The 13,866-nt window shown below is 43.5% G+C and carries 16 protein-coding genes; 1 reads left to right on the forward strand and 15 read right to left on the reverse strand.

Annotation, left to right across the window (positions count from 1 at the left end; genetic code table 11):
* Positions 1-115: 115 nt before the first annotated feature.
* The 11 genes from IGJ12_RS09520 to fabT all read right to left on the reverse strand — a co-directional run bounded on the left by IGJ12_RS09520 (position 116) and on the right by fabT (position 8,798).
* Positions 116-901 carry an acetyl-CoA carboxylase carboxyl transferase subunit alpha gene (locus IGJ12_RS09520; protein WP_430618955.1) on the reverse strand — a complete coding sequence of 262 codons (786 nt, stop codon included), beginning with the start codon at positions 899-901 and terminating at the stop codon, positions 116-118.
* The gene (accD, locus tag IGJ12_RS09525; protein WP_005235586.1) at positions 894-1,763 is read right to left on the reverse strand and encodes an acetyl-CoA carboxylase, carboxyltransferase subunit beta; all 870 of its coding nucleotides are present in this window, start codon (positions 1,761-1,763) and stop codon (positions 894-896) included. The genes IGJ12_RS09520 and accD overlap by 8 nt, the downstream gene beginning before the upstream one ends.
* Positions 1,764-1,775: 12 nt before the next feature.
* Positions 1,776-3,140 carry an acetyl-CoA carboxylase biotin carboxylase subunit gene (locus IGJ12_RS09530; RefSeq protein WP_005235585.1) on the reverse strand — a complete coding sequence of 455 codons (1,365 nt, stop codon included), beginning with the start codon at positions 3,138-3,140 and terminating at the stop codon, positions 1,776-1,778.
* Positions 3,141-3,147: 7 nt separating this feature from the next.
* Positions 3,148-3,576: a 3-hydroxyacyl-ACP dehydratase FabZ gene (gene fabZ / locus IGJ12_RS09535; protein ID WP_005225895.1), complete on the reverse strand. Its 429-nt coding sequence runs from the start codon at positions 3,574-3,576 to the stop codon at positions 3,148-3,150.
* A 4-nt stretch (positions 3,577-3,580) separates the two neighbouring features.
* Positions 3,581-4,063 (reverse strand): acetyl-CoA carboxylase biotin carboxyl carrier protein, encoded by a 483-nt coding sequence (gene accB, locus IGJ12_RS09540; protein WP_016612188.1) that lies wholly within the window; start codon positions 4,061-4,063, stop codon positions 3,581-3,583.
* Positions 4,064-5,302: a beta-ketoacyl-ACP synthase II gene (fabF, locus tag IGJ12_RS09545; RefSeq protein ID WP_016610185.1), complete on the reverse strand. Its 1,239-nt coding sequence runs from the start codon at positions 5,300-5,302 to the stop codon at positions 4,064-4,066.
* 12 nt (positions 5,303-5,314) lie between these two features.
* The gene (fabG, locus tag IGJ12_RS09550) at positions 5,315-6,052 is read right to left on the reverse strand and encodes a 3-oxoacyl-[acyl-carrier-protein] reductase (protein WP_008378189.1); all 738 of its coding nucleotides are present in this window, start codon (positions 6,050-6,052) and stop codon (positions 5,315-5,317) included.
* A gap of 9 nt (positions 6,053-6,061) precedes the next feature.
* Positions 6,062-6,985, reverse strand: a complete 924-nt coding sequence (gene fabD / locus IGJ12_RS09555) for an ACP S-malonyltransferase (RefSeq protein ID WP_430618956.1) — start codon at positions 6,983-6,985, stop codon at positions 6,062-6,064.
* Positions 6,986-7,108: 123 nt separating this feature from the next.
* Entirely contained in the window at positions 7,109-7,333 is a 225-nt protein-coding gene (locus IGJ12_RS09560; RefSeq protein ID WP_005225890.1) for an acyl carrier protein, read from the reverse strand.
* Between the two features lie 52 nt (positions 7,334-7,385).
* The gene (locus IGJ12_RS09565; RefSeq protein WP_142437120.1) at positions 7,386-8,348 is read right to left on the reverse strand and encodes a beta-ketoacyl-ACP synthase III; all 963 of its coding nucleotides are present in this window, start codon (positions 8,346-8,348) and stop codon (positions 7,386-7,388) included.
* 9 nt (positions 8,349-8,357) lie between these two features.
* Positions 8,358-8,798 carry a fatty acid biosynthesis transcriptional regulator FabT gene (gene fabT, locus IGJ12_RS09570; RefSeq protein ID WP_008378199.1) on the reverse strand — a complete coding sequence of 147 codons (441 nt, stop codon included), beginning with the start codon at positions 8,796-8,798 and terminating at the stop codon, positions 8,358-8,360.
* Between the two features lie 320 nt (positions 8,799-9,118).
* Between fabT and IGJ12_RS09575 the strand changes: the two genes are divergently transcribed.
* Positions 9,119-10,060: a GIY-YIG nuclease family protein gene (locus IGJ12_RS09575; protein ID WP_430618957.1), complete on the forward strand. Its 942-nt coding sequence runs from the start codon at positions 9,119-9,121 to the stop codon at positions 10,058-10,060.
* A gap of 68 nt (positions 10,061-10,128) precedes the next feature.
* Here the strand turns inward: IGJ12_RS09575 and IGJ12_RS09580 are convergent, their stop codons facing one another.
* The 4 genes from IGJ12_RS09580 to IGJ12_RS09595 all read right to left on the reverse strand — a co-directional run bounded on the left by IGJ12_RS09580 (position 10,129) and on the right by IGJ12_RS09595 (position 13,667).
* Complete coding sequence (locus IGJ12_RS09580; RefSeq protein WP_005225886.1) at positions 10,129-10,359, reverse strand: YkuJ family protein; 231 nt, start codon at positions 10,357-10,359, stop codon at positions 10,129-10,131.
* A gap of 83 nt (positions 10,360-10,442) precedes the next feature.
* Positions 10,443-11,318: an NAD(P)-dependent oxidoreductase gene (locus IGJ12_RS09585; protein WP_005235572.1), complete on the reverse strand. Its 876-nt coding sequence runs from the start codon at positions 11,316-11,318 to the stop codon at positions 10,443-10,445.
* A gap of 74 nt (positions 11,319-11,392) precedes the next feature.
* Complete coding sequence (locus IGJ12_RS09590) at positions 11,393-12,625, reverse strand: glycosyltransferase family 4 protein (protein ID WP_430618958.1); 1,233 nt, start codon at positions 12,623-12,625, stop codon at positions 11,393-11,395.
* Positions 12,626-12,656: 31 nt separating this feature from the next.
* Positions 12,657-13,667 carry a glycosyltransferase gene (locus tag IGJ12_RS09595; RefSeq protein WP_430618959.1) on the reverse strand — a complete coding sequence of 337 codons (1,011 nt, stop codon included), beginning with the start codon at positions 13,665-13,667 and terminating at the stop codon, positions 12,657-12,659.
* Between the last annotated feature and the right edge of the window lie 199 nt (positions 13,668-13,866).

The following is a 13,866-nucleotide window of genomic DNA, read 5'->3' on the forward strand; positions in this document are numbered from 1 at the left end:
AGAATAATTAAATTTTAAACTAAAAACTTCGTCATTTGCACGATTTATTCAATAACACTTTTAATAAAAAAATACTAGGATACCCTCTCTCTAATCAGAGTGGATATCCTAGTTGTTAAAATCGGCGAAAACGCTGATACCTTGCCTCAAGCAATTCTTCTGTTTGCAACGTAGAAAGTTCAGCGAGTTTCGTTGAAATTGCCGCTTTCATCTGTTCCATCAATTGCTCTTTCGGTAAAAAGGCCTCTTCATGGGTTTCAGCAATCACTTTTTCAATAACACCGAGTTCATATAATTCTTGAGCTGTGATCTTCATCAAGCCAGCAGCTTCTTTGGCACGGCTGCCATCTTTCCATAGGATCGAAGCAAAGCCTTCGGGAGATAAAATGGCATAGATCGAATGTTCCATCATCCAAACCTCATCGCCTAATGCCAGTGCTAATGCACCGCCGCTGCCGCCTTCACCAATGATGATTGCCAAGATCGGTACCGTTAAATCGGACATTTCCATCAAGTTACGGGCAATCGCTTCGCCTTCTCCGCGCTCTTCCGCGCCAATACCGCAAAACGCCCCTGCTGTATTGATCAATGTGACCACAGGTCGCTGAAATTTTTCTGCTTGCTTCATTAAGCGTAACGCTTTGCGATAGCCTTCAGGATGTGGCGAGCCAAAGTTTCTGCGTAAATTTTCAGGCAGATTACGGCCTTTTTGAATACCGATCACGGTCACGGGCTTGCCATCTAAACAAGCAATCCCGCCAACAACGGCTTCATCTTCGCCAAACAGACGGTCTCCATGAAACTCTTCAAACTCAGAAAAAATGCCTTCAAAGTAATCCAGTGCCGTCAAGCGGTCTTTGCTGCGAGCGAGTTCAACGATTTCGTGGGCTGCTCTAGTCATTGCGATTCCATCCTTTCCGCGTATGCAAAGAAATCAAATGGTAGATTTTCTCCCGCAAGTTCGTCCGTGGAACGATTTGATCGACAAAGCCATGATCTAACAGAAACTCTGCCTTTTGAAAGTCTTCAGGTAGTTCCTGACGAATGGTTTGTTCAATCACACGTCGTCCAGCAAAACCGATCAAGGCTTGCGGTTCTGCCAGGATGATATCCCCTTCCATCGCAAAACTAGCGGTGACGCCACCGGTTGTCGGGTCCGTTAAAACCGTTAGATAAAACAAGCCAGCTTTACTGTGGCGTTTTACCGCCGCAGAGATTTTTGCCATTTGCATCAGTGACAAAATTCCTTCTTGCATCCGCGCACCACCTGAAGCGGTAAAAAGAACAACTGGTAGCTGTTTTTCGATCGCACGTTCAAACAAACGGGTGATTTTCTCCCCCACGACCGTTCCCATACTGCCCATGATGAAATTCGCATCCATGACACCGATTGCTAACGGCAATCCTCGAACTTTGGCTTCTCCCGTTAGAACAGCCTCATGCAAACCAGTTTTTTCTTGCATTTGTGCGACTTTATCCAGGTACCCTGGGAAATCAAGGGGATCTTTTGTGGTAACATCTGTGTCCCATTCTTCAAAACTTTTTTCATCAATCGTGATAGCGATCCGTTCCCAGGCGCTGATCCGGAAATTATACCCGCAGTGGGGACAGACTTTTTCTGCCCCCATCTCCTTCGTATAAAGCGTTCGTTTGCAACTAGGACATTTCGCCCAAAGATTATCTGGGACGACTGGTTCGTTCGTTGGCAGCTGACCTCGATTAGGATTGATGCGAATGTAGTTTTTTTTCTTAAATAAAGCCACTCAACTTCCCTCCTATTGTTCAGGTGTCCAATTTGGCAAAAATTCCTCTTGTAAAAAGGCGGTTGTATAGTCTCCCGCAATCACTTTCGGGTGACTGATCAAGTCCATTTGGAATTCTGCATTCGTAATGACACCATCGGTCACTAATTCAGCTAACGCCCGCTGCATTTTCATCAATGCTTCAAAACGGTTCTCGCCGTGAACGATCACTTTAGCGATCATGGAATCATAATAAGGCGGGATCGTATAGCCGGAATACATGGCACTGTCTACCCGTACACCCAAGCCTCCACCAGGCAGAAATAAATTGTTGATCTTTCCTGGTGACGGTGCAAAATTGAAGGCTGGATTTTCTGCATTGATCCGACATTCGATTGCCGCACCTGTCATCTTGATGTCTGCTTGTGTCAAGCCTAGCGGTTCACCACTAGCAACTTCGAGTTGTTTTTTGACTAGATCAATGTTAGTCACCATTTCAGTGATGGGGTGTTCCACTTGGATTCGAGTGTTCATTTCCATGAAATAAAACGCCCCAGTGTCTGCCATTAAAAACTCGATCGTACCGGCATTGCGATACCCTACCGCTTGTGCGGCACGTACCGCTGCTTCTCCTAGCTCTGCTCGTTTGCTTTCAGAAATCACCACAGAAGGAGATTCTTCCAACACTTTTTGGTTGTTGCGTTGCAGCGAGCAATCGCGTTCACCAAGGTGGATAATATTACCAAAAGAATCACCTAACACTTGCACTTCTATGTGTCGAGCAGGATAAATGATTTTTTCAATGTACATTTCATCGTTGCCAAATGCCGCTTTCGCCTCTTGCTGTGCCGAAGCAAAATGATGTGGCAACGCTTCTTTATCGGCGACTTTCCGTATCCCTTTACCGCCACCGCCGGCTGCTGCTTTGAGCATGACCGGGTAACCAATCTCTTCAGCGATCGTTAAAGCTTCTTCCACATCAGAAATCGCGCCTTTGCTTCCGGGAATGACCGGTACTTCTGCTTCGATCATCAAGCGTCTTGCATTGATTTTGTTTCCCATTGCATCGATAGTCTCACTCTTTGGCCCAATAAAGACGATATTGCATTCCTCGCACATCGCAGCAAAGCGGCTATTCTCTGAAAGAAAGCCAAATCCAGGATGGATCGCCTCAGCCTTTGTGACGATCGCAGCGCTTAGGATCTGCTGTACATTCAAATAAGAGTCGGCTGCTTTGGCAGGTCCGATACAAATCGCTTCATCGGCAAGCTCTGTATGCAACGCTTCTTTATCTGCTTCTGAATAAACGGCGACCGTTTGAATACCTAATTCGCGACAAGCGCGAATGATACGTACGGCGATTTCGCCACGGTTTGCGATCAATACTTTAGAAAACATGTCTCACCTATCCAATCATGAAAGTCAATTCTGCTTCCGCCACTTTTTTCCCATCAACATAGGCAATTCCTTTGCCGATGCCAGCTGCAGATTTCACTTTGATTATTTCTACTTCTAAGATCAAGGTATCGCCTGGTGTTACTTTTTTTCTGAATTTCGCTTTGTCTAAACCGCCAAAGTAGGCAGTTTTCCCACGAAAGTCTTCCAATGACAATAATGCCACAGCACCTGCTTGCGCCATTGCTTCCACGATCAATACTCCAGGCATCACTGGTTCATGGGGAAAATGGCCTTGGAAAAACGGCTCATTAATGGTAACGTTTTTCTTCGCAACGACCCGTTTGCCTTCTTCTAACTCCTCAACGCGATCCACTAAAAGCATCGGATAACGATGAGGGATGATTTCTTTGATTTCTTGAATCGTTAATGCGCTCATTGCTTTACCCTTCTTTCACACGGAATAATGGTTGATTGAATTCAACGATTTGTTCGCTTTCAACCAAGACTTCAACCAATTCGCCATCGACGTCGCTGACGATTTCATTCATGACTTTCATCGCTTCAACGATACAAAGAATATCGCCTTTTTTCACGTGATCGCCGATTTGCTTAAAGTTGTCTTTGTCAGGACTTGGTTTCAAATAAACGACACCCACTAATGGCGAGACAACTTCTTTGCCCTCTAAGACAGGTTTCGCCGCTTCTACTGTGTCAGGTGTCGCTGAGACAGCAGGCGTTGGTACAACAGGAGTTGGCGCAGCATTCGCTGCAGGAGCAGGCGCAGGTGTAGATTGTGCATTTTGTAGCCCACTTGTCGTATTTTTATTAAAATAAAGTTCAAACGTCTCTTTTTTTAATTGAAGCTCAGTTAACGTCGATTGATCGAATTGGCTGAGCAGCTCTTTTATCTCATGTGTTTCCAATTACGCTTCCTCCCAACGTTTCAGCAAGATCACTGCATTATGACCGCCAAACCCAAGTGAATTACTCATGGCATAGGTCAATTCTGCTGGTTGGCTTTGATTGATAACAACGTTCAAGTCGATCTCAGGATCTTGTTCTGTCACGTTGATGGTTGGTGGAATAAATTGATGTTGTAATGCTAATAGTGAAGCAATGGCTTCGATTCCACCAGCCGCCCCAAGCAAATGACCAGTCATTGACTTTGTACTGCTGACATATGGTTTTTTATAGTCTTCGCCCAATCCGTATTGGATCGATGTCGCTTCTGCACTGTCATTGGCGGGCGTGCTTGTACCGTGGGCATTGATGTAACCAACTTCAGCTGGGGTAATCGCCGCTTCTTGCATCGCTAATTTCATTGCTTTTCCAGCCCCTGATCCATCAGGGTTTGGCGCAGTCATATGGTAGGCATCACAGTTCGCACCGTACCCTACGACTTCACCTAAAATCGTTGCCCCACGTTTTTGTGCATGCGCCAATGATTCTAAAATGAAGACGCCAGCGCCTTCACCCATGACAAATCCACTACGATTTTTATCAAACGGAACGGAAGCTTTGTCAGGGTCTGATTCAGTGGTTAACGCCGTCAGCGAAGCAAAACCAGCAATACCGATTTCACAGATCGTCGCTTCTGAACCACCAGCGATCATGACATCTGCATAGCCATGCTTGATGTTTCGGAAAGCTTCACCGATTGAATGGGTACCAGAAGCACAGGCGGAAACAGTCGTCGTACAAATGCCTTTCGCACCTACCCGTAACGCAATGTTGCCGGCAACCATATTTACGATCGACATCGGTACGAACATTGGTGATACCCGATTTGCTCCTTTGTCATGCATTCGAATCACTTGGTCTTGAATCGTTGGCAAGCCGCCGATCCCCGAACCAACCATCACGCCAAAACGATCCACATCAATGGTTTCTGTATCTAACTTCGCCATTTCCATCGCTTCTAAGGCCGCATAAATTCCATAAATGGAAAAAAGATCCATCCGCTTCGTATCTTTTTTAACGAAGTACTTTTCTAACGGAAAATCTTTGACTTCAGCAGCAACTGAGATCCCTGTTGCTTCTGCGTCAAATTTTGTAATCGGGCCGATGCCGTTGGTCCCGTTTTGTAAACTTGCTAAAAAAGTTTCTGGGTCATTTCCGATTGGAGAAGTGACGCCGTATCCTGTAACTACTACTCGATTCATCTTTTCTTCCTCCTACCCTTGCATTGCCATCCCGCCGTCTACACTGATCACCTGACCAGTGATGTAGGGGCTTTTTGCTAAAAAGACTGCTGTTTGCGCAACATCCTGTGTGGAACCAAAACGCTGTAATGGAATATTTGCCAATGATTGTTCTTTGACTTTATCCGACAGCACTTCAGTCATCTCTGTTTCGATAAATCCTGGGGCGATCGCATTGCAGGTGATCCCCCGAGCGGCACCTTCACGAGCGGCAGATTTCGTAAAACCGATCACGCCAGCTTTACTTGCCGCATAGTTGGCTTGCCCGATATTTCCCGTCAAGCCGACCACACTCGTCAAATTGATGATGCGGCCTTCTCGCAACTTCATCATTTTTTTCAACGCGTGCTGCGTCATATTGAAGGTACCAGTCAAATTGATTTTGATCACTGAATCAAAATCTTCGGGTTTCATTCTCAACAATAATTTGTCATTCGTGATTCCGGCATTATTGACTAAAATGTGGATCGGTCCGACTGCCGCTTCTGCTTCCAAAAGCATGGCTGCCGCTTGATCAAAATCAGAAATGTCCCCATTGATCGCTACACATTTCACGCCGTAGCTGGTGATGCGATCGATCAGTGACTGGGGAATTTCTTTTCGTCCATTTAAAACGATATTCGCTCCTTCTTTGGCAAAGGCTTCCGCGATGGTAAAACCGATCCCTCGCGAGCTACCAGTTACAAAGACGTTTCTATTTTGCAGATCCATAAATTCCTCCTAGTTGAATCGGGCTAGTGTATCTGCCAACGTTTGGCTATCTTCTACACGCGCAGTCTGGATTTCTTTGTCTATTTTCTTCATAAAACCGCTCAATACTTTTCCTGGTCCGATCTCGATGACTTGTTGGATGCCAAGCTGCTTCAGTGTCGCAATGCTTTCGTAAAAACGCACTGGCGATTTCACTTGCAGCGTCAACAGTTCCTTGATTTGGTCTTGCTGCATTGGCTGCGCGGTCGTATTGCTGATGACAGGTACTTGCAACTCATCAAAGGTGATTTGAGCTAATTCCTGTGCTAATTGCTGCGATGCGGGTTCCAACAAAGCGGTATGGAAAGGACCGCTGACATTTAAAAGAATCACCCGTTTGGTTCCAGCAGCTTGTAACAATTCCACCGCTTTATCCACTGCCGGCGCTTCACCGCCAATGACGATCTGCTGCGGCGTATTGTAATTCGCTGGTGTCACGATCCCCACTTGACTTGCTTCTTTACAGATTTCTTCAATCGTTTCAGCGGGTGTGTTCATCACAGCAACCATTTTCCCAACACCTGCTGGCGCCGCACTTGCCATATACCGACCGCGCTTTTGTACCAATGCGACTGCTGTCTGGAAATCAAGCGCACCACTAGCGACTAAGGCTGTATATTCGCCTAAACTCAAGCCAGCAACAGCATCTGCTTTGATTCCTTGCGCATCCAAAAGACGCCAAAAAGCCGTACTTACCGTTAAGATGGCAGGCTGCGTATATTCCGTCTGGTTTAAACGTTCGTTTTCAGTAAAGCATAGCTCCGCCATATCATATCCTAGAATGGTGCTGGCTTGTTCAAACGTCTCACGAACGATGGCTTCTTGGTGATAGAGCTCTTCTCCCATTTTGGGGTACTGTGCGCCTTGACCGCTAAATAAAAAGGCTGTCTTCATCTTGTACTCCTTCATTACTTTGATCGTTGTCGTTGGAGAACATGGCTTCTTGCAGTTCGTCTATGAATCAGCAAAAACACGTTCTTAAAAAGGAAAGGCTAGGCTGTCTGCCTAGCCTTTGTTTTATGCTTGTTGTTTTTCTACATATTTAACTAGATCTTCAACGGTTGTGATACCATCTTCTGTTTCGATCTTCACATCGAATTCATCTTCGATCTCGTTAATGATTTGGAAAAGATCCAAGCTGTCTGCTTCTAAATCTTCTTGGATGTTCGTGTTCAATTTGATTTCTTCTTTTTCTTTTCCTAATTCTTCTGCTACGATTTCTTGAATTTTTTCGAATACCATGTGTATATTCCTCCAATGTGTTTTTCAATAGTAATTTTGTTTCGTGAACAAGTTATAAGGTGGCTAACATAGTTCCCCATGTCAATCCGCCGCCAAAACCTGAGAACACCACTTTTTGACCACTGCCAAGGGACAGTGTACCTCGTTTGATTTCTTCATCTAGCAATAACGGAATCGAGGCTGCCGAAGTATTGCCATAATCTTGCATATTTTGCAAAAATTTCTCACGGGGTTGCTTCAGCTTGCGAGCAACTTTGTCTAAAATTCGTGAATTTGCTTGGTGAAGCAAAAAATAATCAATTGCTTCATCTTGTATCAGATCATTGATCGAGGCGACCACATCACGCGTCGCAAAATCAAAGATTTCTCGTCCAATCATTTGCATACAAGCACTATACGCCGGAACGTTTTGTGAAAAAGGATTCTCATTCGTCCGAAACCCAGATGTTAAGGACATGCCTCGCGTCCCATCTGCTTTTAAAGACTCTTTGAGCAAATGCTGCTCTGAAGATGCTTCCAGCAATAGACCACCGGCACCATCTCCGAATAAAACAGCCGTCGAACGGTCGTTCCAATCCAAGACCTTTGAAAGTACTTCTCCACCGATGACCAATCCTTTTTTAGCGCCTGTTCGAATCAGTTTTTCAGCCATAGACAATGCATACACGAAACCAGCACATGCTGCACTGATATCAAAAGCAAAGGCATTGACTGCCCCAATTGCCCCTTGGACTTGGCAAGCAACCGCCGGTGTATTGAAATCCGGTGTGATCGTCGCTACCAAGATAAAATCCAGACTTTCTGCTGAAAGCTGAGCATCTTGCAAGAGCGTTTGAGCGACGCGAATACAAAGGTCAGAAGTGTTTTCGCCAACAGCGACTCTTCTTTGTTTGATTCCCGTGCGAGAATGAATCCATTCATCTGAAGTATCCATCAAATTTGATAGATCATCATTTGTTACGATTTTTTCTGGAACATAACTTGCAGTCGCGGTAATTTTTCCAAACATATTCATCCATTATTCTCACTTATAATCTTGTAAAAAGTCATGCAGATTTTTCAGTGCTTTCAACAGTGCCTGTTCCTCTTCAGGAGACATCTGACTCAAGACACCCTTCACCATCTCACGATGAAAATGCTGATGAACACGATAAAGGAGTTTTCCTTTTTTCGTCAAACCTAGTTTGACGACTCGCCGATCATCTTCACTGCGAATCCGTTCTACATATTCTTTTTTCACCAAACGATTGATCGCGATGGTCAAAGTCCCAACAGTGATCGAAAGCTCTTTGGCAACTTCAGTCGTGGTCTTTTTTTTGTACATCCCGATGGCTTCGATGGTATGCATTTCGGTAATTGAAAGGTCTTTGAATTGAGATTTTTTCAATTCAGATTCTTCAATCACTAAGATGTCATTAAAGACGCTGACTAAGTAGTCATTAACTGTTTCTAAATTGGGTTCCATAACCTTCACCATCCGAATACTTTGATAATCAAATCATTTGATAGTCAAACTATATCGGAAGTTATTGAGAAATGCAAGAATTTTTTCGAACTTTTTTTATTTTTAAGCACATTTTTATTTAAGAATTGATTTTCTAAGATTCTAAAAGCTGCGAGTTGACAAAATAATCCGTTTCCGTTATAGAGAAATTTCCTTTGAATATCAAAGTTTATCATTGCATTGTTTCCACTCTATTCCTATTTTTTTCTTGTCAACGGTCAGCAAACGTTGCTCTCTCCGCTCTCATCTGCTACTCTTTGAAGGAAGGAGAGGAAAGATCGATGAATCCGAACAAAGAGTTTCTAAAAAACAAAGCAAATGCACTGCCTGAAAAGCCTGGCGTTTATCTAATGAAAGATCAACACAACGAAGTCTTGTATGTGGGAAAAGCCAAATCATTGAAGCAGCGTGTCGTTTCCTACTTCCGAAAAAACCAGCAGCATGCCAATAAGGTACTTCGACTTGTTTATAATGTCGTTGATTTTGAAACCATCGAAACAGATACCGAATTGGATGCACTATTACTTGAATGTCGTTTGATCCAAGCTTTTCATCCTATCTACAACCGCCAAATGAACCATTCAGCGAACTATTGCTTTGTTGATTTGACGAATCATAGCTTCACGATCACTCAAACACCACAAATTGGCAGTTATGGCCCCTTTCGGCAAACAAAAAAATTGCCTGTGTTGTTTCAATTATTGTCAGAAACGTTTCAATTGCCGACTGTCAACGAACTGACGCTATTAACCTTACGTAAACAACTCCCTCAAATGGAGGCGTATCCCTTGGAAGAGAAGTGGCGAGAGATCGGCTGTTTTTTTGCAGGAAAGAAGACAGACTGTTTTTCACTCCTTAAAAAACGCTTGGCATACCTGATTGATCACTTATTGTTTGAACAAGCTAGTGTACTGCAGCGAGAGATCCATTTAGCAGAAAGCTTTTACCAAGAAATCGTGAGGGTCAATCAGTTCATTCAAGAACCGGAAGTGATTTTTTCGATTCCCTTTGACTTAGAGGAGCCAGTATCACAGACGACTCAACTCAAATACTATCAAGTCAGCTTTGGTAAGTTGATCCAAACAAACATTCTTTCTCCCGAAGAAACATTCCAGCCACATCCGCCAGCAAGCGCTGCGCTTCCTTTAGCCCCGGAAGATCTCGATCCATTAGGGATCATCCTTAATCACCTGTATCGCCAAGAAAAAGCAGCAGAAAAATAAAAAACAGCAAGCCCAAGTAGGCTTGCTGTATAGAAATGAGAAAGCGACGACGAACGTCCCACTCATTCTTATTGGATCAAATCATAGATTTCCATGGCTACAATATCAACATTATCAAATTGATAAGATTGACTTGATTCTGCTTCCGTTAATTCAAACGTTTCTGTCGAATTGTCATAAGTAACGGTACATTTTTCGACGCCTTCTTTTTCAAAACGACGTACTTGAACTTCATTGTCTTGCGCTTCGACCATCGCTTCTAAACGTTTGATGATAGCGACTAATTGCGAACTTTTCATTCGTAAGCCTCCTTTTTCTGTCCGTTATATTGTATCAAAACATCCTCTATCTTGCATTGATTTTTCGTATTTTTTTTGTCATTTTAAGATTTTTTTCCATCTTGCCACCAAAGTTTAATCAGCGCCTGCGTTCCGTCATTTTCATAGCCTTTTTCAGCCAACTGATCATACAATTTTTTAGCTAAAGTGGTGCTCGGCAAATCCAATCCCATCTTCTTGGCTTCATCCAAAGCGATTCCCAAATCTTTGATGAAATGTTTGACAAAAAAGCCTGGTGAATAATCCTCTTTTAGGATACGAGGACTGTAATTCGTCATGGACCAATTGGCTGCCCCACCGCCAGAAAGCGTGTCAATCACTCGTGGTAAATCAAGACCGGCTTGGTTCGCATAGACCAGCATTTCTGTCATCCCCGTCATGGTTCCGGCAATCATGATCTGATTGGCCATTTTCGTATGCTGACCCTTTCCTGCCCCTCCTTGAAGTTGAAACGTCTTTCCTAATACTTCAAAAAGTGGTTTTACTTGTTGGTAAGCTTCTTCATCGCCACCAACCATAATCGTTAGCGTGGCGTTTCTCGCACCAAGATCACCACCAGAAACTGGCGCATCAATACTCGCTGCTCCTTTTTCCTTCGCTGTCTGGTAGATTCGTTCTGCCAAATCAGGTGTACTGGTGGTAAAATCCACCAATGTTTTGCCCGTCACAGCCGTTTGAAAAATCCCTTGAGGCCCATAGTAAACTTCTTCAACGTCGGATGGATAACCAACCATTGTAAAGATGATTTCACTTTCTGATGCAACTTCTGTTGGGGTGTCACACCAAATTGCTCCATTCGCAACGAGTTCATCTGTTTTTGCTTTCGTCCGATTGTAAACATTCACTGTATGTCCTGCAGCTAAGAGATGACCAACCATCGCTTGACCCATGACACCAGTACCGATAAATCCTAATTTCATGCAGATCCCTCCAAAATAAAAAAGTTCATGTCTTTAGTATACGCTAAAAACATGAACTTGCGAAAATTTTCTGTTTAATCGATCGTTCGGCGAAATGCCTTTAATTTTACTTTGAATTTTTCTAACGTCTGCTCGGTTTCTTTCTCGATGCGTTCGGTTTCATAATAGGCAACCATATCATGGTAGAAAGACAGCATCGACTCACCAAAGCGTAATGCCGAGATCTCGTACATCTTCCTAGAAAGAACTTCGGGATCAGCAGGAATCTTTTGTTCATAATAATCAATAAATGCTTTTGCGAAATCCCGATCATTCTCATAGGTGACGCCTAACGATGGATCATCGATCAAGGTGTTTAAGTAATCATTGCCTTCAACGACTAATGGGGTCCCAGCAGCCATTGCTTCCGTGTATGTCAGTCCTTGTGTTTCTGAAGTGGAGGCACTGACGAAGTAATCGGCAGCGTGGTAATAGATCGCCACTTTATCATTCGCCACTTCGCCGACAAATTGAACATGGTCAGTTAGCGCCATATCCACCACTTTTTCTTCTAATTTTTCTTTATGCGGACCTTTCCCAACGATCACTAATTGCGCATCAGGAATCTTGGTTAGAATTTCCGGCATCCCATCGATGATCGCTTGGATATTCTTTTCATAAGAAATACGACTGAGGGAAAGCAGCATGGGTTGATCCTCAGTGATACCTAATTTCTCCCGCAATTCTTTTTTCATTTCAGATGTAATGTCCGGTCGACGAAACTTCTCGACTTCGATCCCTGTGGGGATGATCCGCATCGGTGAAACCACACCATACCCCCTCAGCGTATCGATGACTCGTTCACTTGGACAAACAACACCTGTCGAGTGGTTGGCAAATAGCCGCGAAAGATATTTCACGTGAGACGGCCGTAAGACCTTCCCATTGGCGATGTAGTGCAAGTAGTCTTCATACATCGTATGGTAGGTATGGATCACAGGAATTTGCAATTTGCGCCCCACCATTTTCCCTAACATCCCAGAGCCAAACTCGGTATGGGTATGGATCAATTCCAACTCTAACTCTTTGGCGATCAAATAGGCATACAACATGCCGCGCACTACGATTCGCCGATCTTTGAAGGACACAAACGGGACACTTGGCATGCGAATGATATCTTCTTCGTCTAGATCAGCATTGGGATCGGTCGTAGTAAAGATATACACTTTATGGCCTTTTTTCTCAAGCTCTTCTTTCAATGTCTTGATCGATGTCGCCACACCACTTACCTGGGGGAAGTAGGTGTCTGTAAAAAATCCGATTTTCAAAACGGTACCTCCAAACTTTACATTAGTTTCTTTATTCCGTATTCATCACTTTTGTATAAACTTCTTTTAGCTCATATCCGATTTCATCAATACTCTTTTGCTTGGCCGTTTCATAACCCGCTTCACTTAACTGTGGCAACGTGCCATCTACGATTCCTTTGATTTTCTCGATAAACCCTTGATTGGTTTTCTCCATGTATGCATTGTGCCCATTGCTTAGCCACCCTTTATATACTGGAATATCCCGAACAAGCACATTTTGGTGGCTGGCTAACGCCTCAAGGACCACGATCCCTTCTGTTTCTTCATAGGAAGGAAAGAAGAACAGATCAGCCGCTGAATATGCCCCTTCGATGATGTCTCCTTTGATATAGCCGGGAAACAGCACATTTTCTGGATGGTCTTCATTGACAAGGTCGCGGATCTGCTTAGGAATCGTCATCATTGGTGTATGACCAAACCAGATAAACGTATATTCAGGCAATTGTCTAGCTATCTCTACAAAATCAAGAATGCCTTTTCGTTCAAAAAACAAGCCGACCGATATAATGACTTTTTGATCAGGTAAAAGCTGAAAATACTCACGAAAGGCTTTTTCTTTCTCATGATCCGGCTGATATTTGTCAAGATCGATCCCGTTTGAGATCGCTTCGATCGGCACTTGGATACCATACCCTTCCAAAAGTTCTTTCGAATAAGGGGTCGGGGTGATCAATTGATCGGCTCTGGAATAAAGATTGATCAAATATTTTTTATATAATGGCGAAAGCTGATTTGAACCGATAAATGAATTCCGAAAATCCTCTTCTGTAGAATGGGCATGGTAAATCACTTTTTTTCCTTGTCTTTTGGCTTTATTGACCATATACATACTATTGATTCCATACGTGTTGATGTGAAGAATGTCATAATCCTCATCATTTTTATCGAGAGTAAAAGGAATCCCGACAGATGTCAGCGCTCGTTGCTGATGGGCCAATGCGCGACCGATACCTGATTTAGCTAATAATTTTTCTCCTTCAAAATAAAGAAGTACTTTCAAAGATGATTCCTCCTTGGAAATGCTTATATCTGATATTAGTATACCATAGGCGATCGCAGAGATACTCCTACCATGGTCCTAGATTTTGTTCCCCATTTAACCATGATACGGGAAAAACTCAGGGAATCATAGCTTAATTCCAAGATATGACAAAACTGTTCGTTTTCTGAAAAAAGTAGTAAGTTGTTGCAAGTCAAAT

The sequence above is a fragment of the Enterococcus sp. DIV0802b genome, from assembly GCF_050543535.1.
Classification (GTDB): domain Bacteria; phylum Bacillota; class Bacilli; order Lactobacillales; family Enterococcaceae; genus Enterococcus_D; species Enterococcus_D entomosocium.